Origin of the sequence: Streptomyces chiangmaiensis, assembly GCF_036281785.1 — a bacterium.
Taxonomy (GTDB): Bacteria; Actinomycetota; Actinomycetes; order Streptomycetales; family Streptomycetaceae; genus Streptomyces; species Streptomyces chiangmaiensis.
Genome location: NZ_JAYWVC010000013.1, coordinates 39,919 through 65,467, shown reverse-complemented (window position 1 = coordinate 65,467; position 25,549 = coordinate 39,919). Strand labels below are relative to the sequence as shown.

The 25,549-nt window shown below is 71.4% G+C and carries 21 protein-coding genes; 9 read left to right on the top strand and 12 right to left on the bottom strand.

Annotation, left to right across the window (positions count from 1 at the left end; genetic code table 11):
- Positions 1–5 precede the first annotated feature (5 nt).
- Entirely contained in the window at positions 6–998 is a 993-nt protein-coding gene (gene deoC, locus VXC91_RS06775; protein WP_329505898.1) for a deoxyribose-phosphate aldolase, read from the bottom strand.
- A 147-nt stretch (positions 999–1,145) separates the two neighbouring features.
- Here deoC and VXC91_RS06770 point away from each other — a divergent pair, with 147 nt between their 5' ends.
- Positions 1,146–1,808 carry a PH domain-containing protein gene (locus tag VXC91_RS06770; RefSeq protein ID WP_329505863.1) on the top strand — a complete coding sequence of 221 codons (663 nt, stop codon included), beginning with the start codon at positions 1,146–1,148 and terminating at the stop codon, positions 1,806–1,808.
- A 331-nt stretch (positions 1,809–2,139) separates the two neighbouring features.
- On the opposite strand, the gene VXC91_RS06765 is transcribed toward VXC91_RS06770, so the two are convergent.
- The 5 genes from VXC91_RS06765 to VXC91_RS06745 form a co-directional block, all read right to left on the bottom strand.
- A complete protein-coding gene (locus VXC91_RS06765) occupies positions 2,140–5,706 on the bottom strand; it encodes a phosphodiester glycosidase family protein (RefSeq protein WP_329505862.1) in 3,567 nt (1,188 codons plus the stop codon).
- Between the two features lie 690 nt (positions 5,707–6,396).
- Entirely contained in the window at positions 6,397–8,055 is a 1,659-nt protein-coding gene (locus VXC91_RS06760) for a phospho-sugar mutase (protein ID WP_329505860.1), read from the bottom strand.
- Positions 8,056–8,327: 272 nt separating this feature from the next.
- Positions 8,328–9,152: a purine-nucleoside phosphorylase gene (locus VXC91_RS06755; RefSeq protein WP_329505859.1), complete on the bottom strand. Its 825-nt coding sequence runs from the start codon at positions 9,150–9,152 to the stop codon at positions 8,328–8,330.
- Positions 9,153–9,265: 113 nt separating this feature from the next.
- Positions 9,266–9,544, bottom strand: a complete 279-nt coding sequence (locus tag VXC91_RS06750; protein WP_329505857.1) for a type II toxin-antitoxin system RelE family toxin — start codon at positions 9,542–9,544, stop codon at positions 9,266–9,268.
- Positions 9,545–9,598: 54 nt separating this feature from the next.
- Positions 9,599–10,036, bottom strand: a complete 438-nt coding sequence (locus VXC91_RS06745; protein WP_329505855.1) for a gamma-glutamylcyclotransferase — start codon at positions 10,034–10,036, stop codon at positions 9,599–9,601.
- Positions 10,037–10,132: 96 nt separating this feature from the next.
- Between VXC91_RS06745 and VXC91_RS06740 the strand changes: the two genes are divergently transcribed.
- Complete coding sequence (locus VXC91_RS06740) at positions 10,133–11,581, top strand: NAD(P)H-quinone dehydrogenase (RefSeq protein WP_329505853.1); 1,449 nt, start codon at positions 10,133–10,135, stop codon at positions 11,579–11,581.
- Between the two features lie 212 nt (positions 11,582–11,793).
- Positions 11,794–12,756 (top strand): DeoR/GlpR family DNA-binding transcription regulator, encoded by a 963-nt coding sequence (locus tag VXC91_RS06735; RefSeq protein WP_329505851.1) that lies wholly within the window; start codon positions 11,794–11,796, stop codon positions 12,754–12,756.
- A gap of 338 nt (positions 12,757–13,094) precedes the next feature.
- Here VXC91_RS06735 and VXC91_RS06730 read toward each other — a convergent pair whose 3' ends face one another.
- The gene (locus tag VXC91_RS06730) at positions 13,095–14,867 is read right to left on the bottom strand and encodes an acetyl/propionyl/methylcrotonyl-CoA carboxylase subunit alpha (RefSeq protein WP_329505849.1); all 1,773 of its coding nucleotides are present in this window, start codon (positions 14,865–14,867) and stop codon (positions 13,095–13,097) included.
- Between the two features lie 364 nt (positions 14,868–15,231).
- Between VXC91_RS06730 and VXC91_RS06725 the strand changes: the two genes are divergently transcribed.
- Positions 15,232–15,744 carry a hypothetical protein gene (locus VXC91_RS06725; RefSeq protein ID WP_329505847.1) on the top strand — a complete coding sequence of 171 codons (513 nt, stop codon included), beginning with the start codon at positions 15,232–15,234 and terminating at the stop codon, positions 15,742–15,744.
- 33 nt (positions 15,745–15,777) lie between these two features.
- Here VXC91_RS06725 and VXC91_RS06720 read toward each other — a convergent pair whose 3' ends face one another.
- The 4 genes from VXC91_RS06720 to VXC91_RS06705 all read right to left on the bottom strand — a co-directional run bounded on the left by VXC91_RS06720 (position 15,778) and on the right by VXC91_RS06705 (position 18,483).
- Positions 15,778–16,398: a Maf family protein gene (locus VXC91_RS06720; RefSeq protein ID WP_329505845.1), complete on the bottom strand. Its 621-nt coding sequence runs from the start codon at positions 16,396–16,398 to the stop codon at positions 15,778–15,780.
- A gap of 22 nt (positions 16,399–16,420) precedes the next feature.
- Complete coding sequence (mmpB, locus tag VXC91_RS06715) at positions 16,421–16,549, bottom strand: morphogenic membrane protein MmpB (RefSeq protein WP_329505843.1); 129 nt, start codon at positions 16,547–16,549, stop codon at positions 16,421–16,423.
- Between the two features lie 115 nt (positions 16,550–16,664).
- Positions 16,665–16,874 (bottom strand): acyl-CoA carboxylase epsilon subunit, encoded by a 210-nt coding sequence (locus VXC91_RS06710; protein WP_329505841.1) that lies wholly within the window; start codon positions 16,872–16,874, stop codon positions 16,665–16,667.
- Positions 16,875–16,899: 25 nt separating this feature from the next.
- The gene (locus VXC91_RS06705) at positions 16,900–18,483 is read right to left on the bottom strand and encodes an acyl-CoA carboxylase subunit beta (RefSeq protein WP_329505840.1); all 1,584 of its coding nucleotides are present in this window, start codon (positions 18,481–18,483) and stop codon (positions 16,900–16,902) included.
- Between the two features lie 147 nt (positions 18,484–18,630).
- On the opposite strand from VXC91_RS06705, the gene VXC91_RS06700 reads away from it, so the two are divergent.
- Both VXC91_RS06700 and VXC91_RS06695 read left to right on the top strand, forming a co-directional pair.
- Positions 18,631–19,524 carry a biotin--[acetyl-CoA-carboxylase] ligase gene (locus VXC91_RS06700; RefSeq protein ID WP_329505838.1) on the top strand — a complete coding sequence of 298 codons (894 nt, stop codon included), beginning with the start codon at positions 18,631–18,633 and terminating at the stop codon, positions 19,522–19,524.
- A gap of 179 nt (positions 19,525–19,703) precedes the next feature.
- Positions 19,704–20,843, top strand: a complete 1,140-nt coding sequence (locus VXC91_RS06695; protein ID WP_329505837.1) for an adenylate/guanylate cyclase domain-containing protein — start codon at positions 19,704–19,706, stop codon at positions 20,841–20,843.
- Between the two features lie 51 nt (positions 20,844–20,894).
- Here the strand turns inward: VXC91_RS06695 and VXC91_RS06690 are convergent, their stop codons facing one another.
- Entirely contained in the window at positions 20,895–21,497 is a 603-nt protein-coding gene (locus VXC91_RS06690) for a hypothetical protein (protein ID WP_329505835.1), read from the bottom strand.
- A gap of 240 nt (positions 21,498–21,737) precedes the next feature.
- Between VXC91_RS06690 and VXC91_RS06685 the strand changes: the two genes are divergently transcribed.
- The 3 genes from VXC91_RS06685 (at position 21,738) to hutH (ending at position 25,432) form a co-directional block, all read left to right on the top strand.
- Positions 21,738–22,532: an enoyl-CoA hydratase/isomerase family protein gene (locus tag VXC91_RS06685; RefSeq protein WP_329505897.1), complete on the top strand. Its 795-nt coding sequence runs from the start codon at positions 21,738–21,740 to the stop codon at positions 22,530–22,532.
- Positions 22,533–22,632: 100 nt separating this feature from the next.
- Positions 22,633–23,772, top strand: a complete 1,140-nt coding sequence (locus VXC91_RS06680) for a GGDEF domain-containing protein (protein WP_329505833.1) — start codon at positions 22,633–22,635, stop codon at positions 23,770–23,772.
- Positions 23,773–23,857: 85 nt separating this feature from the next.
- Positions 23,858–25,432 (top strand): histidine ammonia-lyase, encoded by a 1,575-nt coding sequence (hutH, locus tag VXC91_RS06675; protein WP_329505896.1) that lies wholly within the window; start codon positions 23,858–23,860, stop codon positions 25,430–25,432.
- The last annotated feature ends 117 nt before the right edge of the window (positions 25,433–25,549 follow it).

Here is a 25,549-nt window from a genome sequence, read left to right as displayed (position 1 = left end):
GAGGATCAGTCCACCGTCACGTAGTCGGGACCGGAGTAGCGGCCGGTGGCCAGCTTCTGGCGCTGCATCAGCAGGTCGTTCAGGAGCGAGGAGGCGCCGAAGCGGAACCAGTGGTTGTCCAGCCAGTCCTCGCCGGCCGTCTCGTTGACCAGGACCAGGAACTTGACGGCGTCCTTCGAGGTGCGGATGCCGCCGGCCGGCTTCACGCCGACCTGGACGCCGGTCTGCGCGCGGAAGTCGCGGACGGCCTCCAGCATGAGGAGGGTGTTCGGCGGGGTCGCGTTGACGGCGACCTTGCCGGTCGAGGTCTTGATGATGTCGGCCCCGGCCAGCATGCCGAGCCAGCTCGCCCGCCGGATGTTGTCGTACGTCGACAGCTCACCCGTCTCGAAGATGACCTTCAGCCGGGCCGACGTCCCGCAGGCCTCCTTCACGGCGACGATCTCGTCGTACACCTTCAGGTACTTGCCCGCGAGGAACGCCCCGCGGTCGATGACCATGTCGATCTCGTCGGCGCCCGCGGCCACGGCCACGCGGACGTCGGCCAGCTTCACCTCGAGGGCGGTGCGGCCGGACGGGAAGGCGGTGGCGACCGAGGCGACCTTCACGCCGGAACCGGCGACGGCCTCCTTGGCGACGGCCACCATGTCGGGGTAGACGCAGACCGCCGCGGTCGTGGGGGTCGTGCGGTCCGTCGGGTCGGGGTGGACCGCCTTGGCGCCGAGCGCCCGGACCTTGCCCGGGGTGTCCGCGCCTTCCAGCGTCGTCAGGTCGACCATCGAGATGGCGAGGTCGATGGCGTACGCCTTGGCGGTGGTCTTGATGGAACGGGTGCCGAGCGAGGCGGCGCGCGCCTCCAGGCCGACCGTGTCGACGCCGGGCAGCCCATGGAGGAAGCGGCGCAGCGTGCTGTCGGACGCGGTGACATCCGTCAGAGTGGTGGGGGTACCACCCTGCTCGCGCGGAGCCGAGAGCTTGGGGGAGGGTGCAATGGGCATGGTCACCAGCCGAGCATATCTACGCGCGTAGCGTCTGTACAGTCCCCAGCGGCAGCGGATACGGACCGGACACGGGCCCGCATCATGTGGGGCCCGGCCCGGGACCGGCTACGAGGTCCGGAGTGTCCGTCGTGCAGAATCGGGACCATGACGACCCCGGATCACCAGTCGCCCGCGCCGGATCACTCGGCATCCGAGTCCCAGGACCGGGTCTACCGGTCGCACGCCGGCATCGCGGCCGGCGTGCTGCTGCTCGGCCTTGTGCTCTGGCTCGGCATCGACGCCCTGGTATCCGCGCACGGTCGTGCACCCTGGCTGGCGCTCGCCGCGTTGATCCTGGTGGTGCCCGCGGTCGCCGCCTTCACCGTACGCCCGGCCGTCTTCACGAACCACGAGCGGCTGCGCATCCGCAATCCGCTCCGGGTGATCGTGCTGCCCTGGGGGTCGGTGGCCTCGTTCCGATCCACCTACTCGAACGAGGTCCTCACCACGTCCGGCACCAAGTACCAGCTGTGGGCGATTCCCGTCTCACTGCGGGCGCGCAAGAAGGCGGCGCGGCAGCAGAGCCAGGCCGCCACGCGTGCGGCCCGGGCGGCGAAGAGCGGCCGCACGGACGCGCGGTCCGGCGTCCCGGACGGGCCCAGCCGTGCCCAGACCGACCAGGTCATGGACGATCTGCGGGAACTGTTCGAGACCCACGGGAAGTCCGAGCGCGCCCAGGGCGAGCCGACCGTCCGCTGGGCGTACGAGGTCATCGGTCCGGTGGTGGCCGGCGCGGTTCTGCTGGCCGTCCTGCTGGCGATCGCCTGACGACGTCGGCCCCTGGGTCCGTTCCAGGGCTCGGCCGGCGAGCCTGCCGGCGCTCGATGGCGTCGATGGACGATGGCCGGGCGGCGGCCTCGAGACGACCGTGGGACCGAGCGGGTTCTCCGCGCGGTGGGGCGTGCCCTCGGGGCGGCCGTACCGGTATCGGCAGTCGGTGGGCACGGGGGCACGAGGGCCCGTCGTCCTGTGGGCGTGACGGCCGGGTAGCACTGAGGGCGAGCACATGCGTGCTCGCCCTCAGCCGGACTGCTTCGCGCGGCGGACCGGACCGCTCAGGAGCCGGTCCGCACCGGCTGCGTGCCCGTGTCGGTCACGGTCACTCGCTGTCGGACGCGGCCGGCCCGACCTCGACGGTCTTCGAGGTCGTGATCGGCGCGAGCGAGCTGTCGTCGGTGTAGGCGCGCATCGAGTCGTTCGTCACCGACACGGTCACCGAGCCCTCGCGCAGCGCGGTGAGCGTGCGGGTCCGCGGGTCGAGGATCGCGACCTTGCCCTCGTCGCGGGCCTTGTTGATGGCCTGCTTACCGCTGCCGATGGCCAGATCGGACGAGCCGCTCCAGTCGACCGACATCGGGTACTGAAGCGGCACCACACGCGTGCCCGTCGACATACCCTCGGGCTGCACGATGCTGCCCGAGAGCTGCGCGGTCCTGCCGACCTCGAGCGAGTCCGGGGTGTTGAGCGTGATGGACTGCGCGAAGGCGCGCACGTCCGCCTCGAGCCACTGCTGGTTGGCGCTGCGGTCCGCGTCGACGGACCAGTCGACCCATCCGGTGAAGCCACCGCGGTCCGGCGTGCCGTACGGGTCCTTGCCGGACGACGGCAGCACCGTGTACGGGACGCCCTCGAGGCGGTGGACGTCGGCGATCTGGGCGTGGGATCCGGCCATCGCGGCGCCCTTGCCCGTGGCGTCACGGAAGTCCGTGAGCATGTGCTCGACGAGCGCGGCCTCGTCGCGGTCGCCGAGCTGGCTGGCCTTCGTCTCGGCGGGGTCGTCCACCGGGTGGTGGGCGAACACCATGACGTTGTGGACCGACGTGTCGTTCTCGGCGTCGGCGAGCGCCTTCTGGAGCATCGGGAGCTGGTCCCACGCCGTCCCGCGCAGCGTCCCGAGGGAGCTGGCGAGCAGGATGAACCGCGTGCCCTTGTGGTCGAACGTCCGGTACGGCCGGCCGAACTCCTTGGTGAAGTTCGTCAGGTCCTGCTGGACGTTGTTGAGGCCGTAGGACTCGTGGTTGCCCGGCACGTAGTAGCACGGCACCGAGCCGGCCTTCGGGTCCGGCGTGCTGTTCTCCGCCGGCTCCTGGCCGACCGGTATGAGGTCGCACCCGGCGTCGGTGAGCACCTTGCGGGCCAGCGAGAGGTCCTGCGGCAGGCCGCGGTCGGTGATGTCGCCGTTGAGGACGATCAGGTCCGGACCGGTCTTGCGGATCCGGTGGACGGCGGCCGTCGCGACCTGGGCCAGCGCCGGGTTGTCGGCGGTGAACTGCACGTCCGACAGCGTGGCGAACTTCCACGTGTCGTGGCCCTGGAGCGGCGAGCCGTCGTCGGAGACGAGCGGGTCGGGCCGCAGGCCGGGCTGGGCGGGCAGATCGATCGACGTCGGGACGTCGGCCTCGACGCGGTCCAGGACGAACGTGCCCGCCTTCTGCTGGGCGACGCTCGTGTTGATGCCCTGGAAGCCCGAGATGGCGATCGGGAACTTCGTGTTCGCCGGCAGAGTGAACGACGCGTTCTGCCAGTTGTCGCTCGCGGTCAGGCCGGAGCCGTAGACGCCGTTGCTCTTGCCGTCCGCGTCGACGTAGCTGATGTAGGTCAGGCCGTTCGGCACACTGATGCTCGACTTGAGCCGCATCCGCAGGCGCAGTGGCTGGCCCGGCACCTGGATGCGCCCGGACGCCGCCTTCACCGTGATGCCCACGTTGCGCATCGCGTTGAAGTCGATCCGCAGGCCGTCGGGGTCCGCCGAGAACGTCGTGGCCGCGGTGCTGTTGTTGCGCCAGCGGCCGAGCACGTCGTCGTCGAAGTCGTAGACCGTCTTGGTCTGCGCGCCGACCGTGATCGGGAGCTGGACCGACTTGGCGCCGACCGAGACCTTGAGGATCGTGCCCGCGTCGGTGAGCGGGGTGATCTTCAGCTTGCCGTCCACGGACTTGATGTCGACGACGCTGTGGTCGTAGTCGAGCGAGAGGTCCTGCGGGTCGATCGGAGCCGTGTAGCCCTGGGCGTCGCGGCCGGTCACGGAGACGGTGGCCGCGTTGGCGGGCGTCGCGTCGGGGATCGACAGGCGCTGGGCCGACAGCTCCAAGCTGTTGACCTTGCCCAGGACGGTGACCCTCGCGTCCGCCTTCTCGTCACCCACATGCGCGCTGACCGTGATCGTGCCGTGCGCCTTGGCCGGGGCCGCGAGCGTGCTGCCCTCGACGGGCGCTCCGGTCGCGGTCCACAGCACGGAGTTCGCGTCGACCTTCACCGGAGTCTCGTGGTTGTCGACGCCCTGAGCGACGAGTGCGCGGTGCAGCCCCGGGAAGACCTTCACGCCACCGTCGGCCGACGCCGCACCCGGCGCGGGCTTGACGAGGAGCCGGTCCAGCTTGCCGTCGCCCTTCGCGACGAACACCCCCACACCGTTCGGGTCGTTGCGCTCGTGGCCGTCGGACGGGACGTTGCGGACGGTCGTGGCGTCCTCGCCGAGCGCGCGGGCGACCATCGTGGTCGAGCCGCCGCCGTCGAGGTTGACCGCGGTCTCCACGCCCATCGCGGCGAGTTCACGCGCTTCCTCGTCGATCCCGATGCCGCCCTTGCCGGTGCCGCCCGGGCCGTCCCAGGTGGCGAGCACGAGCTGCCTGCCGCCGTCCTTGAAGCCGAGCGCGGTACGCGGGGCTATCGAGGTGTCGAGGCCCTTGACGACCTGGCCGCCGGAGACGATGGTGCCGCCGTGGCCGAGCGCGAACTTCATCGTCTTGGCAACGTTGTCGGCGAGATCATAGTCCAGCTTCACCGGGTCGCCGGGCTGCAGCGCGCGGAGCGCGGTCGCCGCGGCGCCGCGCCCGACGAGCACGAAGCCGTCGTCCGGGATCGTCCCCGCGCCCGCGGGACCGCTCGGCGTGACCGACACGACCGAGCCGTTCTTGACCAGCACCTCGGCGATCTGGTCGTTGGGCACTCCCGTCAGGCCGCGGTTGCGGCTGTAGTCGCCCCACGCCGACGTGAACGCGATCAGACCGTCCGCGGGGACCCCGCCGCCGTTCGCGGCGTTGAGCGACAGCACCTTGTGGTCCGCGCCCGCGAAGTTCGCGTTCGCGTCGAGCGTGAGGTCCACGAGCTGGGCGATGCCGTCCTTGCTGACGCCCACATGCTGACGGCCGCCGGCGTCGGCGGACTTGATCAGCTGCCCGTTCTGGACCTCGCCGCCGAGGGCCGCGTTGGAGTTGCCGATGTCGAAGAACTCGCCGTTGACGCCCGCGACGGCGCCGGCCTTGTCGGCGGCCTCACTGAGGGGCCCGCCGGAGGCGACCGGTCCGGAGGTCAGCAGGTCCGTGCCGACCGCGCGGTTGGACAGGTCCACGTTCAGGAACTGCGCGTCGTACCAGCCCTTCTGGGCGAGCGCCTTCACGTGCTGGAGGTCGATCCCTGGGCCGATCTTCTCGGACGTGTTGGTCAGGGGGATTCCGCCTGTGACGGGCGCACCGGTGACGGGCGCACCGGTGGTCTGAGCACCGGTGGCCGGCGCACCGGTGACCGGATCGAGGTTGGCCGGAAAAACGGCGACCGGCGCGACTGGGCCGCTGTCCGCGTACGCGACGGCAGGTGCGGCGGCGAGCGCGGTCGCTGTGGCGAGCGCGACCAGCAGTGGTTTCTTGCGTCGATGGTTCAGGACCATCAATCCCATGGGAACCTCGGGTCAGGAGAGGAAGCGGGGAAACTCTCCCGCTACGCCCATTTCGATCATGGGCGCACACCCGATTACAAAGATCGACGAAAAAATGCGGATGACACCACCACAAGCGCGTCATGAACCCTGGCCGTGGAGTTGCGTCGTGTTGTCACGGTGGGCTGCAGGAGTTCGGCACGCCGACTGCGGGATGATGCCCCGTCAGGAGGGGGCTTCGGTGCGACGTCATCGTGGTGCGGTTTTCCGGCGTGTCACCTCGTCGACGTTTCCGCTAATCGGTGTTGTACGGTTGCTGAATGTCTCCAGGCCGCCAAGGGCCAGGAAGGCCTGGACCGCTGCCGGGTGAGGCACGGAAGCGGTCGGCACCGGCACGTTTCAGTCGCCGTCCGCACTCTGTGTCCCCTGCCCGCTCACGGTGACCGAGAGCGCGGGGAGTTGCCGGGCTTGCGACACCCTTGTATGCACGGGTCGTTGGGGCATGACCGCTCCTCAGCCCCCGGCCCGGGGCGGTGGCTGATGCACTTCCCCGTACCCATGAGGCCGATGGTGCCGCCGCAGTGGGCCGGCCGGCGGCCCGCTGCACCGCGTGCCGTGCAGATACCACCCACGGGGTGGGATCGCAGGCCCGTCGGGTGAGCGGGGCTCCGATCCCAGCGAGGGTCACCTCGAGGTTGTGGTTCAGATTCCCGCGGCCGCCGCGAGATCCCGCTTGACGGCGCCGAGGAGTTCCGCGGCCCTGGCCCGCGCGGCGCCGAGCTCCTCACGGGAGCCGACCGGCACGACGACCTCCAGGTAGCACTTGAGCTTGGGCTCGGTGCCGCTCGGCCGGACGACGACGCGGGCACCGTCGAGGGTGTAGCGCAGCCCGTCGGTCGGCGGGAGCGTCGGTGTGCCCTGCGTCAGATCCTCGGCCGTCGTCACCGTCAGCCCGCCGAGCCGCACCGGCGGCTGCTCGCGCAGGCGTCGCATGGCGTCCGCGATGACCGACAGGTCCTCCACGCGGACCGAGAGCTGGTCCGTGGCGTGCAGGCCGTGTTCGACGGCCAGGTCGTCGAGGAGGTCGAGGAGCGCACGGCCCTCCTCCTTCAGCACGGAGGCCAGCTCGGTGACCAGGAGCGCGGCCGTGATGCCGTCCTTGTCGCGCACGCCCTCGGGGTCGACGCAGTAGCCGAGCGCCTCCTCGTAGCCGTAGCGCAGGCCCTCGGCGCGCGCGATCCACTTGAAGCCGGTGAGGGTCTCCACGAACGGGAGGCCGGCTTTGTCGGCGATACGGTGCAGGAGCGAGGAGGACACGATCGACTCCGCGAAGGTGCCGACGGCTCCGCTGCGCACGAGGTGCGTGCCGAGAAGGGCGCCCACCTCGTCGCCCCTGAGCATGCGCCAGTCCGTGCCGTCCTTGACCGCCACGGCGCAGCGGTCGGCGTCGGGGTCGTTGGCGATCACAAGGTCGGGATCCGTCTCGCAGGCCTTCGCGAAGGCGAGGTCCATGGCGCCGGGCTCTTCCGGGTTCGGGAAGGCGACGGTCGGGAAGTCGGGGTCCGGGTCGGCCTGCTCGGCGACGAGGACCGGGGCGGGGAAGCCGGCCCGGGCGAAGGCGGCGAGGAGGACGTCCTTGCCGACGCCGTGCATCGCCGTGTAGACGGTGCGGGCGGTCCGGGGGGAGCCCTCGGCGAGGACCGCGTCCGTGCGGGCGAGGTAGGCGTCGAGGACGCCGTCGTCGAGTGTCTCCCAGCCGCTGTCCGGGCGGGGGATCGCGTCGAGGCCGCCGATCGCGTCGATCTCGGCTGCGATCTCGGCGTCGGCGGGAGGCACGATCTGGGAACCTCCCCCGGACTCCGTCCCGGGGTACCCCGAGCCGAGGTAGACCTTGTAGCCGTTGTCGCGGGGCGGGTTGTGGCTGGCGGTGACCTCCACGCCGGCGACCGCACCGAGGTGCCTGATCGCGAACGCGAGGACGGGGGTGGGCAGGGGGCGGGGAAGGAGGGCCGCGCGCAGGCCCGCGCCCGTCATGACGGCCGCGGTGTCCCGGGCGAAGTCGGCGGACTTGTGGCGGGCGTCGTAGCCGATGACCACGAGCCCGCCCGAGCGCCCCTTGGCGGTGAGGTACGCGGCGAGACCGGCGGCCGCGCGGATGACCACGGCACGGTTCATGCGCATGGGGCCGGCGCCGAGTTCACCGCGGAGACCGGCGGTGCCGAACTGAAGGGTGCCGCCGAAGCGCGCGGCGAGCTCGGCGTGATCCTCGGCGTCGATGAGCTTGGCGAGTTCCTCACGGGTGTCCGCGTCGGGGTCCTCGGCCAGCCACGTCTTGGCCCGTGCGATGAGTTCGTCGTGCACGTCGGGTCAACCTCTCGTTGTGTGTTCGTGCGGTGGCCACGCGTCGCCCGTTCCCGGTGAACGTCCTCGAAGGCGTCCGTCCCGGTCCGGCGAAGCCGTCCGGTGGGCGGGGCGCCCGGTGGCCACGCGGGGCCGCTGTGGGCGACACCCGTGTCCGCGTCCAGTCCAGCACCGGTCGGCGCCGTCGGCACCGGTTCGGCGCTCCCGGGTCCGGGCCGGGCGCAACCGTCCGTGGCGTCCGGGGCGAGGCCCCGGTGCTTCCCGGCCGCGCCCTACAGCCGCTTCAGCACCTGGGCCAGCAGCGCTCCCATGCGTGCGGCGCTGTCGCGGCCGGCCTGGAGGACCTCCTCGTGGTTCAGCGGCTCGCCCGTCATACCGGCGGCGAGATTCGTGACCAGGGAGATCCCGAGGACCTCTGCCCCCGCCTCGCGCGCGGCGATCGCCTCGAGGACCGTGGACATGCCCACCAGGTCCGCGCCGATGGCACGGGCCATGCGGATCTCCGCCGGGGTCTCGTAGTGCGGGCCGGTGAACTGCGCGTAGACGCCCTCCTCGAGGGAGGGGTCGATCTCCTTGCACAGCGTGCGCAGTCGCGGGGAGTACAGGTCGGTCAGGTCGACGAAGTTGGCGCCGACGATCGGGGAGGTCGCGGTCAGGTTGATGTGGTCGCTGATCAGGACCGGCTGCCCGGGGCGCATGGTCTCGCGCAGGCCCCCGCAGCCGTTGGTGAGCACGACGGTCTTGGCGCCCGCGGCGACGGCGGTGCGGACACCGTGCGCGACGGCGGCGACGCCGCGGCCCTCGTAGTAGTGCGTGCGGCCGAGGAAGACCAGGGCGCGTTTTTCACCGATCCGGTACGAACGGATCTTGCCACCGTGGCCCTCGACGGCCGGAGGCGGGAAGCCCGGCAGCTCGGTGACGTGGAACTCCGCGTCGGCCTCGCCGAGGGCGTCGACGGCCGGGGCCCACCCGGAGCCCATCACGAGGGCGACGTCATGGGTCTCGGCACCCGTCAGCTCACGCAGCCGCGCTGCGGCGGCGTCGGCGGCGAGGTGGGGGTCGCCCTGGATGTCGTCCGGAAGAAGAGATGCGTTCACGCGCAAGAGGGTAGCCGGTCTCGGCCTACGCGCGTAGATGACGGAGGTCACGGGAATGCGATCGTTGTCTTGTCGTTTCCGGCGAAGGGTGGCGCAGCGGGCCAGGGGCGTCCTCAGTCCGTGACGAGGATGTCCTTGTCGTTGAAGACCTCGACGATGAAGATCAGCAGCCGGCCCCGGCTGACCGTGTACTCCACCAGGATGTTCTGCGTGAGCCGGATCGTGCGGTCGTCCCCGGTGGAGCTTATGGGGCGGGACACGGGCAGGAAGGGATCACGAGCCAGGAGGGAGATGCCCTTGTCGAACGCGGGGCGCTGCTGGTCGTCGAGCCGGTCGCGGGCTGCCGCGGCCTGCTCGGTGTAATAGACGTCGTACGTGGCGATGGGGGCCATGGCACGCTCTTCCGTTCGTGCTTCGATCGGCCTAATCCTAGGGGCCGGATCCGTTCAGCAGGGCCTCTTGCGCAGCTCCATCACGTAATCGTGCGGCGCCCCGGCCGACTCCGCGGCATCCGCGATCTCGCCCAGGTAGCGGGCGGAGGGCAGGCCTCCCTCGTAGCCGTTGAGGACGTAGGTCCAGGCCGTCTCCTCGCCGTCCAGCGTGTGGACGCGGACGCGCAGCCGGCGGTAGACCTCCAGGCCCACGCTCTCCCAGCGGTCCATGGACTCCTCGTCCATCGGGGCGATGTCGTACAGCGCGACGAAGACCTGTGAGAGCGGGTCCTCGACGATCGTCGCGAGAGCACCCTCCCAGCCGATGTGCTCGCCCCCGAAGGTCAGCCGCCAGCCGTTGAGCCAGCCCGTGGCGCGCAGCGGCGAGTGGGGTGCGCGGCGGGTCATCAGCCGCGCATCGAGGTTGCCGGCGTACGCGGCGTAGAGCGACATGAAGTCGAGGGTACGACAGCACTCCGCCCGCCTCCTCTGCAACAGCGGGAGCACCGCCCGGCCCCCGGGGAAGCGCCGTCTGAAGGGTGCGGGACAATGGAGTACGTGACTCGGATCGTGATCATCGGTGGCGGACCCGGCGGCTATGAAGCGGCGCTGGTGGCCGCGCAGCTCGGCGCGGAGGTGACCGTCGTCGACTGCGACGGTCTGGGTGGGGCGTCGGTGCTCACCGACTGCGTGCCGTCGAAAACGCTCATCGCGACGGCCGAGGTGATGACCACCTTCGATTCGTCGTACGAGGAGCTCGGCATCATCGTCGCCGACGACAGCCCGCCCCTGGAACAGGCCGCCCGGGTAGTCGGGGTCGACCTCGGCAAGGTCAACCGACGGGTGAAGCGGCTCGCGCTCGCCCAGTCCCACGACATCACCGCGTCCGTCACGCGCGCCGGCGCCCGGGTGGTACGGGGACGAGGCCGGCTGGAGGGCATGCAGGCCCTGGACGGGTCGCGCAAGGTCGTCGTACGGGCCGCGGACGGCAGCGAGGAGACCCTCACCGCCGACGCGGTGCTCATCGCCACCGGCGGTCACCCGCGCGAGCTGCCCGACGCGCAGCCCGACGGCGAGCGGATCCTCAACTGGACCCAGGTCTACGACCTCGACGAGCTGCCCGAGGAACTCATCGTCGTCGGGTCCGGTGTCACCGGTGCCGAGTTCGCCGGGGCCTACCAGGCCCTCGGGTCCAAGGTCACGCTCGTCTCGTCGCGCGACCGGGTGCTGCCCGGCGAGGACCCCGACGCCGCCGCCGTCCTCGAGGACGTCTTCCGCCGTCGTGGCATGAACGTCATGGCCCGCTCGCGTGCGCAGTCCGCCAAGCGCGTCGGCGACCGGGTCGAGGTCACCCTCTCCGACGGGCGCGTGATCACCGGGTCGCACTGCCTGATGGCCGTGGGCGCCGTCCCCAACTCCAGTGGGATGGGCCTGGAGGAGGCCGGGGTCAAGCTGCGCGAGTCCGGTCATATCTGGACCGACAAGGTCTCCCGTACGACCGCTCCGGGCGTCTATGCCGCCGGCGACGTGACCGGCGTCTTCGCCCTCGCGTCCGTCGCCGCCATGCAGGGACGCATCGCCATGTACCACTTCCTCGGCGACGCGGTGACCCCCCTCAACCTGAAGACCGTCTCCTCGAACGTCTTCACCGACCCCGAGATCGCCACCGTCGGCTACACCCAGGCCGACGTGGACGCCGGCAAGATCGACGCCAAGGTCGTCAAGTTGCCGCTGCTGCGCAACCCCCGCGCCAAGATGCAGGGCATCCGCGACGGTTTCGTCAAGATCTTCTGCCGCCCGGGCACCGAGATCGTCGTCGGCGGTGTGGTCGTCGCACCGCGCGCTTCCGAACTGATCCATCCCATCTCGATCGCCGTCGACAACAATCTGACGGTCGAACAGATCGCGAACGCCTTCACCGTGTACCCGTCGCTGTCGGGCTCGATCGCCGAGGTGGCACGGCAGTTGCACACCCGGAAGGCCGGCGCCGAGGCCTGACGGCCGCTCGCGGGCGGCACAGCAGGTCCGGTCTGTCCCATGGCCGGTCCGGGACCCGTCGTACGGCCGTCACGGGGTGTGTCCGACGGTGCGTGCGGCATAGGCGGATGGAGTAGGCGCGTATACCACTTTCCGCCCTGCCGTGCGAACAACTTCTGTTATTCGGCGCAAACTGCTGAAAGCAGACGGTCGTTGGGGTTACTGTCAGTTTCGTGTTCGCTGCAGAACGTCGTCAATTGATCCTCGAAATGGTGCGTGCGAACGGAGCTGTGTCGCTCCGTGAGCTCGCCCGCGTCGTCCAGACCTCCGAAGTGACCGTACGGCGGGACGTGCGCGCGCTGGAGGCAGAAGGACTCCTGGACCGCCGGCACGGCGGTGCGGTCTTGCCGGGCGGGTTCACGCGGGAGTCCGGCTTTCCGCAGAAGTCACATCTCGCGACCGCCGAGAAGACGGCCATCGCCGACCTCGCCGCGGGCCTCGTCGAGGAGGGCGAGGCCATCGTCGTCGGGGCGGGGACCACCACCCAGGAGCTGGCGCGCCGGCTCGCACGGGTGCCCGGGCTGACCGTCGTCACCAACTCCCTGCTGGTGGCACAGGCGCTGGCCCACGCCAACCGCGTCGAGGTCGTGATGACCGGCGGCACTCTGCGCGGCTCCAACTACGCCCTGGTGGGCAGTGGTGCCGAGCAGTCGCTCCAGGGACTGCGGGTCTCCAGAGCCTTTCTGTCGGGAAGCGGACTCACCGCCGAGCGCGGGCTGTCCACGTCCAACATGCTGTCGGCGTCCGTCGACCGCGCGCTGGTCCAGGCGGCAGCCGAGGTGGTCGTCCTCGCCGACCACACCAAGCTCGGCACGGACACGATGTTCCAGACGGTGCCGACGGACGTGATCACCCGGCTGGTGACGGACGAGCCCCCCGCGCACGACGACCGCGCGGCCACCGAGTTGCAGGCCCTCGCCGATCAGGGTGTGCAGATCGCGATCGCGGGGGCGTCGGGCGGCGGTTCGGCGGGAGGTGATGCGGTCCCCGGGCGCCCGCCGCGCCGGGACGTGCCCCTGCCCGGCCCGCGTCGCAGCCAGGTCCCGGGCGGCGGGCCCCAGTTGCGCACCGCCACGGTCCTCGGTGAGCCGACCACGGGAGAGCGCGCACGCGTCGCGGACCTGCGCCGCCGATAGCGACCCGGCGGGCTTCGGGTCCGCCGCGCGGGTCGGGGACGGTCGTCGTCCCCGCTCGTCGACCATCCCCGCAGGTGCGATACCGGCGCCCGGCCCCGCGGGCACCGGTGACAGACGGCCCGGCGTCCCTGAACGGCTTCTGCGCCCCGCCTTCGCTCCACCGCGCACCGGCCCGAACGGCACACGCGCCGCGAACACGGCCCACAGCACCTCGAGCTGCCGGGGCCCTTCGCCAGGCGCTCCGCGACCGTCGCCGGCAGCGGCCAGGGAAAAGCGGCGAGGCGCCCCATCGACCGGCAGCTGCGGTCCGCGGGGCGCCTCGCCGATGTTCGTCTACGTCATTCCTTGATCTCGCAGATGGCGGCACCGGAGGTGATGGAGGCGCCGACCTCGGCGTTGAGGCCCTTGATGGTGCCGGCCCTGTGCGCGTTGAGGGGCTGTTCCATCTTCATGGCCTCCAGGACGACGACCAGGTCGCCTTCCTTGACCTCCTGGCCCTCCTCGACGGCGACCTTGACGATGGTGCCCTGCATGGGAGAGGCGAGGGTGTCGCCGGAGGCGACCGGGCCGGACTTCTTGGCCGCGCGGCGCTTCGGCTTGGCCCCGGCGGCGAGCCCGGTGCGGGCCAGCGACATGCCGAGGGAGGCGGGCAGGGAGACCTCCAGACGCTTGCCACCGACCTCGACCACGACGGTCTCGCGGCCCGACTCGTCCTCGGCCTCGGTGTCGGCGGGAGAGGCGAACGGCTTGATGTCGTTGACGAACTCGGTCTCGATCCACCGGGTGTGCACGGTGAAGGGGTCGCTGGAGCCGGTCAGTTCAGGGGCGAAGGCCGGGTCGGTGACGACCGCGCGGTGGAAGGGGATCGCGGTGGCCATGCCCTCGACCTGGAACTCGTTGAGGGCACGTGCGGCCCGCTCCAGGGCCTCCCTACGGGTCCGGCCGGTGATGATCAGCTTGGCCAGCAGGGAGTCCCAGGCCGGGCCGATCACGGAGCCGGACTCCACGCCGGCGTCCAGGCGCACACCCGGCCCGGAGGGCGGGGCGAAGGTGGTGACGGTGCCGGGGGCGGGCAGGAAGTTACGGCCGGGGTCCTCGCCGTTGATGCGGAACTCGAAGGAGTGGCCGCGCAGTTCGGGGTCGCCGTAGCCGAGTTCCTCGCCGTCGGCGATACGGAACATCTCGCGGACCAGGTCGATGCCGGCGATTTCCTCGGTGACCGGGTGCTCGACCTGGAGGCGGGTGTTGACCTCGAGGAAGGAGATCGTGCCGTCGTTGCCGACCAGGAACTCCACCGTTCCCGCGCCCACGTACCCGGCCTCCTTGAGGATGGCCTTCGAGGCGGAGTACAGCTGCGCGACCTGGTCCTCGCTCAGGAACGGGGCCGGGGCCTCCTCGACCAGCTTCTGATGGCGGCGCTGGAGCGAGCAGTCGCGGGTGGAGACCACGACCACGTTGCCGTGGCTGTCGGCCAGGCACTGGGTCTCGACGTGGCGGGGCTTGTCCAGGTAGCGCTCGACGAAGCACTCACCGCGGCCGAAGGCGGCGACCGCCTCCCGGACCGCGGACTCGTACAGCTCGGGGACCTCTTCAAGGGTGCGGGCGACCTTCAGGCCGCGTCCGCCGCCGCCGAAGGCGGCCTTGATGGCGATCGGCAGGCCGTGCTCCTTGGCGAAGGCCACGACCTCGTCGGCGCCGGAGACGGGGTCGGGCGTGCCGGCCACCAGGGGAGCGCCGGCGCGCTGGGCGATGTGCCGGGCCGCGACCTTGTCACCCAGGTCACGAATGGCCTGCGGCGGCGGGCCGATCCAGATCAGGCCGGCGTCCAGGACGGCCTGGGCGAAGTGGGCGTTTTCGGAGAGGAACCCGTAGCCGGGGTGGATGGCCTCGGCGCCGGAGTCCTTGGCGGCCTGCAGCACCTTGTCGATGTCCAGGTAGCTGGTGGCGGGGGTGTCGCCGCCCAGGGCGAACGCCTCGTCCGCCGCGCGGACGTGCAGGGCGTCCCGGTCCGGGTCAGCGTACACGGCCACGCTCGCGATCCCGGCGTCACGGCAGGCCCGGGCGACACGGACAGCGATTTCGCCACGGTTGGCGATCAACACCTTGCGCACGATGGCTCCCTCTCCTTGAAACAAGCCGAGTTTAGGGACTGCCGACACGACGTTTCGACCCGTCCCCACTGGTGAGCTTGCCCACACGGAGCGTGAAACCAGGCTCACTCAACCTGCGAAATCCCTTGTCGCGACGCCGCACATGGGAATCCACCGGAAAACCCTAGCCCTCAGATGTGGTCAAGGTCTCTATGAAGTAGTCCTGCCACCGGTCGTGTTTCTTTGTGGAGTCCCTACTAATGGCCCAACGAATCTTTGCCCCTGCCAGACCTCTTGTCCCCAGGTTTACCCGTTAGTAGCGTTCACGATGTCTCGAACGTACTGGGAGTAACACGCAAGCACGCGCGAAGGTGGGTGGGGGCCGGTGGTCCGCAGACCGGTGGCATGGCTCGTTGCGATCGTTCTTTTCGTGGAGGCGATAGGCATCGCACTGCTGAACTGGTTCCTGGGTGTCGTCGTGGACCGGCAGGACATGTCCCTGGCCGGTCTCGACCCGCACATGATGTCGGTCTCGTCGAAGGGGGGCGGTGTCGTCTTCGGGCTCTACTTCGCGCTGTGCGGGGTCGCCGCCCTGCTGGTCGCCCTGCGTGACCGCTCCCCGTCCGGCTTCTGGCGCATCGTCCTCATCAGCGCGGCCGTGGTACACGGTCTGCTCGGCGCCTTCACGGTCGGCCTGGTGGGCTGGGGCGCGTTCGCGTTCATGATGGTCGTGTTCGGACTCATCCTGCTCACCCTCATGACGTACGACCGCCCGCAGGGGCCGGTCGGCACGCCGCCCGAGGACGGTGCCCCGGACGGGGACGAGGGGACCGCGCACAAGACCGCGGAGCAGGGCGAGGCCCCGGAGAACGGCGGCCCCGCGCCGGTCACTCCCTGAACGCCTCGCCCGCGCCGGTCGCCCGGTCGGCCTTCAGGTCGTCTGCGGTGTCCACAAGTCCGTGATGCCGAGGCCCAGTTCGGCCAGCAGTCGGCGGATCAGCGGCAGCGAGATGCCGATGACGTTGCCGTGGTCGCCGTCGATGCCGTCGATGAAGGGCGCCGAGCGGCCGTCGAGAGTGAACGCCCCGGCGACATAGAGGGGTTCGCCGGAGGCGACGTACGCGGCGATCTCCTCGTCCGTGGGCTCGCCGAAGCGGACCACGGTGGACGCGATGGCGGAGGCGTACCGACCGCTGATGGTGTCGTAGACGCAGTGGCCGGTCTGGAGCGTGCCCGCCCGGCCGCGCATCGACTTCCAGCGGGCAGTCGCCTCTTCCGCGTCCGCGGGCTTGCCGAGGGCCTCGCCGTCCAGGTCGAGCACCGAGTCACAGCCGATCACCAGAGCGCCCTTGATCTCGGGTTTGGCCGCCACGACGGAGGCCTTCGCCTCGGCGAGGGCGAGCGCGAGCTCCGCGGGGGTGGGGGCGGTGACGGCATCCTCGTCGACCCCGCTGACGACGACCTCCGGATCGAGTCCGGCCTGCCGGAGCAGTCCGAGCCGGGCGGGAGACCCGGATGCGAGCACAAGGCGGCGACGCGGCTGATCGGTCATGGGCTCAGCCTATCGGCGCACCTCACCTGATGCCGATGACGATCATCGTGAGGACCATGGCCAGTGCCATGAGGACCCCCAGCCGCCGCAACATCTCCTGCGTGTCACGGAGTTCTTTCGGCGATTCGTTCTCGGGGTCGGACCACAACATGCCCTCGATCGTGCGCCGGTGATCGGCTCCGGCGCCTGAGTACGCGTACTCAACTCGGCCGAGGGGCCCTGCGCTCCCCGCCGGACGTACGACATGCGGGAGGCAGTGGCTGGGCCTAGCCGGGCCAGTACGTGCGGCTCCACGCCGTCGGGCCCGGCTGGGGCAGCCGGTGGGCGGCGATACGGGACGGGTCCGCCCAGGAGTCACGGTGCCGCGCCGCGCCGGGTGGCACTGCGGCCGCCGCCGCGGCGCGGGCTCGGACCACCGCGAGTGCGGCGGCGAGCTCCTCCGGGGTGGGGTTGCCCCGTACGACTTTGATCGTCATGTCGTCTCCCAGGGGGTGCGGGGGTCTACAGGGGGATGTTGCCGTGCTTCTTGGGGGGCAGGGATTCGCGTTTGGTGTGTAGCTGGCGCAGGCCGCGGACGATGTGGCGGCGGGTGTCGGAGGGCATGACGACCGCGTCGATGTAGCCGCGTTCGGCGGCGATGTAGGGGTTGAGGAGGGTGTCCTCGTATTCCTGGATCAGCCGGGTGCGGGTGGCCTCGGGGTCGTCGGCCTCGCCGATGGTGCGCCGGTGCAGGATGTTGACCGCGCCCTGGGCCCCCATGACGGCGATCTGGGCGGTGGGCCAGGCCAGGTTCAGGTCGGCGCCGAGGTGTTTGGAGCCCATGACGTCGTAGGCGCCGCCGAAGGCCTTGCGGGTGATGACGGTGATGAGGGGGACGGTGGCTTCGGCGTAGGCGTAGATCAGTTTGGCGCCGCGGCGGATGATGCCGGTGTGTTCCTGGTCGACGCCGGGCAGGAAGCCGGGCACGTCGACGAAGGTGATGACGGGGATGTTGAAGGCGTCGCAGGTGCGGACGAAGCGGGCGGCCTTTTCGGAGGCGTCGATGTCGAGGCAGCCGGCGAACTGCATGGGCTGGTTGGCGACGATGCCGACGGGGTGGCCCTCGACCCGGCCGAAGCCGGTGAGGATGTTCGGGGCGAACAGCGGCTGGGTCTCGAAGAACTCGGTGTCGTCCAGGATGTGTTCGATCACCGTGTGCATGTCGTAGGGCTGGTTGGCGCTGTCGGGGACGAGGGTGTCCAGTTCGCGGTCGTCGTCGGTGACCGTCGGGTCGGCTACGTCGGGGAAGACGGGGGGTTCGGAGAGGTTGTTGGAAGGCAGGTAGGACAGCAGTTGTTTGACGTAGTCGATGGCGTCCTTCTCGTCGCCGGCCATGTGGTGGGCGACGCCGGAGGCGGTGTTGTGGGTGCGGGCGCCGCCGAGTTCCTCGAAGCCGACGTCCTCGCCGGTGACGGTCTTGATGACGTCGGGGCCGGTGATGAACATGTGGGAGGTCTGGTCGACCATGACGGTGAAGTCGGTGATGGCGGGGGAGTAGACGGCGCCGCCTGCGCAGGGGCCGACGACCAGGCTGATCTGGGGGATCACGCCGGAGGCGTGGGTGTTGCGGCGGAAGATCTCGCCGTAGGCGCCGAGTGAGGCGACGCCTTCTTGGATGCGGGCGCCGCCGGAGTCGTTGATGCCGATGACGGGGCAGCCGGTCTTGAGGGCGAAGTCCATCACTTTGACGATCTTCTGGCCGTAGACCTCGCCGAGGGCGCCGCCGAAGACGGTGAAGTCCTGGGAGAACACGGCGACCGGACGGCCGTCGACGGTGCCGTAGCCGGTGACCACGCCGTCTCCGTAGGGGCGGTTCTTCTCCAGGCCGAAGTTGGTCGAGCGGTGCCGGGCGAACTCGTCCAGCTCGACGAACGAGTCCTCGTCCAGCAGCAGCTCGATCCGCTCACGGGCCGTCAGCTTGCCCTTGGCGTGCTGCTTCTCCACGGCACGCTCCGAGCCGGCATGCGTCGCCTCCTGCACACGGCGCTGCAGGTCCGCGAGCTTCCCCGCGGTCGTGTGAATGTCGATCTCTTCCGGCTCGGACATCGGGATGCGGCTCCCTGCCTGCTCAATGGGGACGTGAGGGTGAGGTGCTACGAGAATGCTCAGAAGAACGAACGGTTACTCATCCGTAGCGTAGTGGTGTGCCTACCGATCGGCAGTGCGGCGTTGACCACACCTAGGGTGGCTTGCATGATGCCCCGAGATGCCTCAGACGCGAACGACCCGTCGAGCGACTCCTCCGGCGGCGGCAGCCGCTGGTCCGACCTGGACCGCCCGCCCCTGAACGCCGACGCGCTGCGCCGGGCGCTGGTGCGGGAGGGGGGACTGTGGACGGCGATCGAGGTGGTGCAGCGCACCGGGTCGACCAACACCGACCTCGTCGCCCTCGCCGCGGCCGGCAAGGCCGCCGAAGGCACCGTGCTGGTGGCCGAGGAGCAGGACGCCGGGCGTGGGCGGCTCGACCGCACCTGGACCGCCCCGGCCCGCTCCGGACTGTTCTTCTCGGTCCTGCTCAGGCCCACCGAGGTGTCCGTCGCCCGCTGGGGCTGGCTGCCGCTGCTGGCCGGCGTGGCCGTCGCCACCGGGCTCGCGCGGGCCGCGGGCGTGGACACGGCACTCAAGTGGCCCAACGACCTCCTGGTCACCGTGGGCGACGAGGAACGCAAGACCGGCGGGATCCTCGCGGAGCGTGCGGGCGAGGACGGCGTGGTGGTCGGTATCGGCATCAACGTCACGCTCCGGGAGAACGAGCTGCCGGTGCCCACGGCGGGCTCCTTGGCTCTGGCGGGTGCCCGTGGCACGGACCGCGACCCGTTGCTGCGTGCGGTGCTGCGATCCCTGGAGGACCGGTACGGCCGGTGGCGCTCCGTGGGAGGCGACCCGGTGGCGAGCGGCCTTCAGGAGACCTACGCGGCCGGCTGTGCGACGTTGGGCCGGCTCGTACGGGCCGAACTGCCCGGCGACCGTTCCGTGACCGGGGAGGCGGTGGCGATCGACGGCGACGGCCGCCTCGTCCTGGCGACGGAGAACGGGGTGCAGGAGCCGGTGGGAGCGGGGGACATCGTGCACCTGCGGCCGGCGTGACCACCGGCGGGCGCAAGCGTCGGCGAGGGCGTGCGGCGACGGGCCCGGGCGGAGCCCGCGGAGCGGTCACTCCGCTGCCGTGTGACCGGCGATGCCGCTGAGGAGTGAGCTACCGCACACCTGCCGTAGAGTTGACCGCGGTCGATACCTGACCGCGGCAGATCGGAAGGGCAGCACGCGTGACCGTCGACGACACGGGCTCGGGCACGGGCGTACACCCTGCCCCCGACGGTGATCCCGGGCGGGACGCACACGCCGAGTTCGACGAGAACCCCCTGGCGCTCCGGCTCGAGCAGCTCATCCTGGGGGCGGAGCGTCGTTATACCCCCTTCCAGGCGGCCCGCAGCGCCGGTGTGTCCATGGAGCTCGCGTCCCGCTTCTGGCGGGCGATGGGCTTTGCGGACATAGGGCAGGCCAAGGCGCTCACGGAGGCCGACGTGCTGGCCCTGCGCCGGCTCGCCGGTCTGGTGGAGGCGGGCCTGCTGAGCGAGGCGATGGCGGTGCAGGTGGCCCGGTCGACCGGGCAGACCACCGCCCGCCTGGCCGAGTGGCAGATCGACTCCTTCCTGGAGGGCCTCACCGAGCCCCCCGAGCCCGGCATGACCCGCACCGAGGTGACCTATCCCCTGGTCGAGCTGCTCCTGCCGGAGCTGGAGGAGTTTCTCGTGTACGTCTGGCGGCGTCAGCTCGCCGCCGCGACCGGCCGGGTCGTCCAGGCCGGGGACGACGACGAGATGGTCGACCGCCGTCTCGCGGTCGGATTCGCCGACCTCGTCGGTTTCACCCGGCTGACCCGCCGCCTTGAGGAGGAGGAACTCGGCGAGCTCGTCGAGGCGTTCGAGACGACCGCGGCCGACCTGGTCGCCGCGCACGGCGGGCGGCTCATCAAGACCCTGGGCGACGAGGTGCTGTACGCGGCGGACGACGCCGGTACGGCCGCGGAGATCGCCCTGCGCCTCATCGAGACGATGGCGAACGACGAGACCATGCCGGAGCTGCGCGTGGGCATCGCCTTCGGAACGGTGACCACCCGGATGGGCGATGTGTTCGGTACGACGGTGAACCTGGCGAGCCGGCTCACCTCGATAGCCCCCCGGGACTCGGTCCTGGTCGACGGCGCCTTCGCGGAGGAGCTGATCCGCGTGAGCGAGGCGCCCGCCTCCGAGGCCGAGGCCTCCGAGGCGGCGGCCGCCGCGGAGAAGGAGGGCGAGGAGCCGCCCTCGTACCGCTTCGCGCTCCAGCCGATGTGGCAGCGCCCCGTGCGTGGCCTCGGAGTCATCGAGCCATGGCTGCTCACCCGGCGGGGCGGCTCGTCGTAGCCCGCGCGCCGGCCACGGGCCGCGTGGTCCGCCCCACGGGTACGGCTCCGATCAAGGGCCGAGGATCGGCAGGCCGCTGACGCACAGTCCGACGATCGGAACACACAGGCCGGACGGGTCCGGATCCGGTGCGGGCACCTGTGTGGTGGCGGTCGCGGACGGCGTGGGCCCGGGCGCGTCGGAGGTCGTGCCCGTCGGGGGCCAGGATGTACGGAAGGCCGTCAGCGCCTCGGGGATGCCGATGGCGGGGTCGGTGACCCGGGGAGCCGCCGAGGACGGGTGTGCGGAGGGACGCGCGGACGAGGTCGTGGCGCCCATCGCCGTCGCGGCCGAGACAGTGGTCGTGGCCCTCGAGCCGGCTGTCGCGGAGGGGTGCGTCCCGTCCGTGGCCGGCCCGCTCTCGACCGTGACCGCCGTGTCGGTGGCCTCTATCCTGGGCTCGGCCTCCGCGGTCCCGCCCCCGCCCGGGGCCGCGTCGGGCGTGAGGCGTACCAGGCTCAGGGCGCCGGCGGCGAGCGCGAACCCGCCGGTGGCGAGGACCGCCCGCCGGCGGCTCGGCTTGCGGTGCCGGCCCGCCGGACGGAGTCGGAAACGGCCCGCTTCGCCGTCCGTCGTCGCAGTGGCCTCGGTGGTGGTGGCTGTGTCCGTCGTCATGCTCGTCCCTCCCCGGTGTGGCCGCACGCCCCCGATGCGCCCCAGCGGTGGGCAGATTATGTGGCGATTGGGGGCGGGTGATGGGGAGACGGCCCGGATGTCACCCGAACGGGGTGGGGAGGCGCTGAGTGGCCCGCGCCGGGCGGGGCCCGTGGCGGCTTTCGCAGGGCCGCTTCGGCTGCGATGATCGAGGCGTCGTAGTTAACCCGCGTTAACCGGGAGGGTGTCATGACGGAGCAGGTGGACGAGCGGCGGTTCGGCGAGTACGTCGTCGTGCGGCGGCACGGGTCTGTCGCGGAGCTGGTACTCGACCGGCCCAAGGCGATGAACGCGGTGTCCACCGAGATGGCGCGCTCGATCACGGCGGCGTGCGCCCACCTCGCCGCGGACCGGGACGCCCGGGTGACGGTGCTGACGTCGACGCACGAGCGGGCGTTCTGCGTGGGTGCCGACCTCAAGGAGCGCAACTCCTTCACGGACGCCGATCTGGTGCGCCAGCGTCCGGTCGCGCGCGCCGCGTACACCGGTGTCCTGGAACTGCCGATGCCGACGGTCGCCGCCGTGCACGGCTTCGCGCTGGGCGGCGGCTTCGAGCTGGCGCTGTCCTGCGATCTGATCGTGGCGGACCGCACGGCGGTGGTCGGACTGCCCGAGGTGTCCGTCGGGGTGATCCCGGGAGGCGGCGGAACCCAGCTGCTGCCTCGCCGGGTGGGCGCGGCGCGCGCGGCGGAGCTGATCTTCACGGCGCGGCGCCTGGAGGCGGCCGAGGCGCATGACCTGGGTCTGGTCGACGAGCTCGTGCCGGAGGGCCGGGACCGGGAGGAGGCGCTCGCCCTCGCCGGCCGTATCGCGGCGAACTCCCCGGTGGGCCTGCGCGCCGCGAAGCGCGCCCTGCGGCTGGGGCACGGCCTCGACCTGCGAGCCGGGCTGGAGGTGGAGGACGCGGCGTGGCGTTCGGTGGCGTTCTCGAGGGACCGCGCCGAGGGCGTCGCCGCCTTCAACGAGAAGCGCAGCCCGCAGTGGCCGGGCGAGTAGTCGCGAAGCGCCGGCGCTCCCGGTGATGACACCGCCGTGCCGGCACCCCTATCGCCGCACCGATGTCTCATATTGTCCTGATCGTCCCTAGCCTGGATGCGTGGCTGAGGACAGTCGGCTGACGGCCGTGGTGGCGCTGGCGCAGGGGATGGCGGCGGCGCACAACCCGCGGGAGTCCTGGCGGGCCGCCGCGCTCGGCGCGTGCCGCGCGCTCGCCGGGAACTTCGCCGCGCTCTCCGTCTGGGAGCGTGAGGGCGGACGGCTGCGGGTCCTGGTCAATGTGGGCGAGCGGGCACTGGAGGAGGAGGAGTTCCCGGAGCACGAGACCTATCCCGTGCACCAGTTCCCGGAGATCACGGAGTTCCTGCACGAGCGCTGGGCGGGCGGTGGCGGGCCGACCGCCTGGGTGGAGACCGCGGAGGGTCCGGCCGCGGGGCACGCCGGATACTGCCACCAGCGGGTCGCCGCCCTGCGCCGGCGCGGCCGGGGCTGCTGCGTCGTCGCGCCCGTGCTGCTGCACGGCCGTGCCTGGGGCGAGCTGTATGTCGCCCGCAAGGCCGGTGCCCGCGTCTTCGGCGGAGCCGACGCGGACTTCGCCACCGTCCTCGCCTCCGTGGTCGCCGCCGGTATCGCGCAGACCGAGCGCCTGGAGGAGGCCCGCAGGCTCGCCTTCACCGACGCCCTCACCGGTCTCGCCAACCGCCGTGCCGTCGACGTCCGCCTGGACGAGGCGATCGAACGGCATCGCGAGGACGGGGTCGCGGTCTCGCTCGTCGTCTGCGATCTGAACGGCCTCAAGCGGGTCAACGACACGCATGGGCACGCCGTCGGCGACCGGCTGCTGGAGCGTTTCGGTTCGGTCCTCTCCCTGTGCGGCGCCATGCTGCCGGATGCCCTCGTCGCCCGTCTCGGCGGCGACGAGTTCTGCCTCCTCGCGGTCGGACCGACGGCCGACGAGGTGGTCCGGGCCGCCGACGAGGTCTGCCGTCGCGCCGCCCAGCTGGAGTTCAGCGACGGCGTCGCCTGCGGGGTCGCCTCGACCCAGGACCCGATCGGTCCCGTCCGCTCGGCTCGTCGGCTGTTCCGGCTCGCGGACGCGGCACAGTACCGGGCCAAGGCCGTGCGCGCCGCGAAACCCGTGGTCGCGGGTCGCGAGGGCCCGGACGACCCGGTCGTACGCCTGGCGGACGCGCCGCCGCCCGCCACCGGGGAGCGTCGCCGCTTCCGCGGACGTCACTGAGGGCGGCCCGGATCGCGGTAAGGGGTCAACCGGCCGTCCACTAGTGACATCAATGAATTCACTGCGTACGCTCCTGAATATGGATATGCACACTGTGGTGGTGGGGACATCCGGGGTCACCGCGTCCGACGTTCTCGCCGTGGCGCGCGCGGACGCCCGGATCGAGCTCTCCCAGGAGGCCGTGGCGGCCCTCACGGCGGCCCGCGAGATCGTGGACGCACTGGCGGCGAAGCCGGAACCCGTGTACGGGGTCAGCACCGGGTTCGGTGCGCTGGCCACCCGGCACATCAGCGAGGAGCTGCGCGTCCAGCTGCAGCGCAACATCGTCCGCTCACACGCGGCCGGAATAGGGCCGCGGGTGGAGCGCGAGGTCGTCCGCGCCCTGATGTTCCTGCGGCTGAAGACCGTCTGCTCCGGGCACACCGGCGTCCGCCCCGAGGTGGCGCAGACCATGGCCGACGTCCTCAATGCCGGCATCACCCCGGTCGTGCACGAGTACGGCTCGCTGGGCTGCTCCGGCGACCTGGCCCCGCTGTCCCACTGTGCGTTGACTCTCATGGGCGAGGGCGAGGCGGAGGGCCCCGACGGTGTCGTACGGCCGGCCGCGGAACTCCTCTCCGAGCACGGCATCGCCCCCGTCGAGCTGCACGAGAAGGAGGGTCTCGCGCTCCTCAACGGCACCGACGGCATGCTCGGCATGCTGATCATGGCCCTCGCGGACCTGGAGAAGCTGTACACGTCGGCCGACGTCACGGCCGCGCTGTCGCTGGAGGCGCTGCTCGGCACGGACAAGGTGCTCGCGCCGGAGCTGCACGCCATCCGGCCGCACCCCGGGCAGGGCGCCTCGGCCGCCAACATGCTGGCCGTGCTGAAGGGTTCGGGCCTGACGGGCCATCATCAGGACGACGCACCGCGCGTCCAGGACGCCTATTCGGTGCGGTGCGCCCCGCAGGTCGCGGGCGCCGGCCGGGACACGCTGGCGCACGCCCGTCTGGTCGCCGAGCGCGAGCTGGCCTCCGCGGTGGACAACCCGGTGGTGCTGCCTGGGGGCGCCTCCCGCTCGAGCGGAGCCGAGAGTGGGGGAGGCCGCGTCGAGTCGAACGGCAACTTCCACGGGGCGCCCGTGGCCTACGTCCTGGACTTCCTTGCGATCGCGGCGGCGGACCTCGCGTCGATCGCCGAGCGCCGCACCGACCGCCTGCTCGACAAGAACCGCTCGCACGGCCTTCCGCCGTTCCTCGCGGACGACGCGGGTGTGGACTCGGGTCTGATGATCGCCCAGTACACCCAGGCGGCGCTGGTGAGCGAGATGAAGCGGCTGGCTGTTCCGGCCTCCGTCGACTCGATCCCGTCCTCCGCGATGCAGGAGGACCATGTCTCGATGGGCTGGTCGGCGGCGCGCAAGCTGCGCACCGCGGTGGACAACCTCAACCGGGTCCTGGCGATCGAGCTGTACGCGGCGGCGCGGGCCATCGAACTCCGCGAGGGTCTGACCCCGGCCCCCGCCACCCGGGCGGCGATCACGGCCCTGCGTGAGGCGGGCGCCGAGGGTCCCGGTCCGGACCGCTTCCTCGCGCCCGACCTGGCGGCCGCGGACGCCTTCGTGCGTGACGGGCGGCTGGTCGCGTCGGTGGAGGCGGTCACCGGGGCACTGCAGTAGGGCGGGAGCCGGTCGTATGTGCGCATCGGGGCCCTGCCGCGCGGCAGGGCCCCGACGGATGACTCCGGCCGGTCCGGGTGGACCTGGATCACGACGTCCGGCACGGCGCGGTCCCTG

Bases quoted from the DNA above. Each gene is read 5' to 3' on its own strand.
- deoC (WP_329505898.1), bottom strand. From the start codon at position 998: ATGCCCATTGCACCCTCCCCCAAGCTCTCGGCTCCGCGCGAGCAGGGT.
- VXC91_RS06770 (WP_329505863.1), top strand. From the start codon at position 1,146: ATGACGACCCCGGATCACCAGTCGCCCGCGCCGGATCACTCGGCATCC.
- VXC91_RS06765 (WP_329505862.1), bottom strand. From the start codon at position 5,706: ATGGTCCTGAACCATCGACGCAAGAAACCACTGCTGGTCGCGCTCGCC.
- VXC91_RS06750 (WP_329505857.1), bottom strand. From the start codon at position 9,544: ATGGCCCCCATCGCCACGTACGACGTCTATTACACCGAGCAGGCCGCG.
- VXC91_RS06745 (WP_329505855.1), bottom strand. From the start codon at position 10,036: ATGTCGCTCTACGCCGCGTACGCCGGCAACCTCGATGCGCGGCTGATG.
- VXC91_RS06740 (WP_329505853.1), top strand. From the start codon at position 10,133: ATGGAGTACGTGACTCGGATCGTGATCATCGGTGGCGGACCCGGCGGC.
- VXC91_RS06720 (WP_329505845.1), bottom strand. From the start codon at position 16,398: ATGACCGATCAGCCGCGTCGCCGCCTTGTGCTCGCATCCGGGTCTCCC.
- mmpB (WP_329505843.1), bottom strand. From the start codon at position 16,549: ATGTTGTGGTCCGACCCCGAGAACGAATCGCCGAAAGAACTCCGTGAC.
- VXC91_RS06710 (WP_329505841.1), bottom strand. From the start codon at position 16,874: ATGACGATCAAAGTCGTACGGGGCAACCCCACCCCGGAGGAGCTCGCC.
- VXC91_RS06705 (WP_329505840.1), bottom strand. From the start codon at position 18,483: ATGTCCGAGCCGGAAGAGATCGACATTCACACGACCGCGGGGAAGCTC.
- VXC91_RS06700 (WP_329505838.1), top strand. From the start codon at position 18,631: ATGATGCCCCGAGATGCCTCAGACGCGAACGACCCGTCGAGCGACTCC.
- VXC91_RS06690 (WP_329505835.1), bottom strand. From the start codon at position 21,497: ATGACGACGGACACAGCCACCACCACCGAGGCCACTGCGACGACGGAC.
- hutH (WP_329505896.1), top strand. From the start codon at position 23,858: ATGCACACTGTGGTGGTGGGGACATCCGGGGTCACCGCGTCCGACGTT.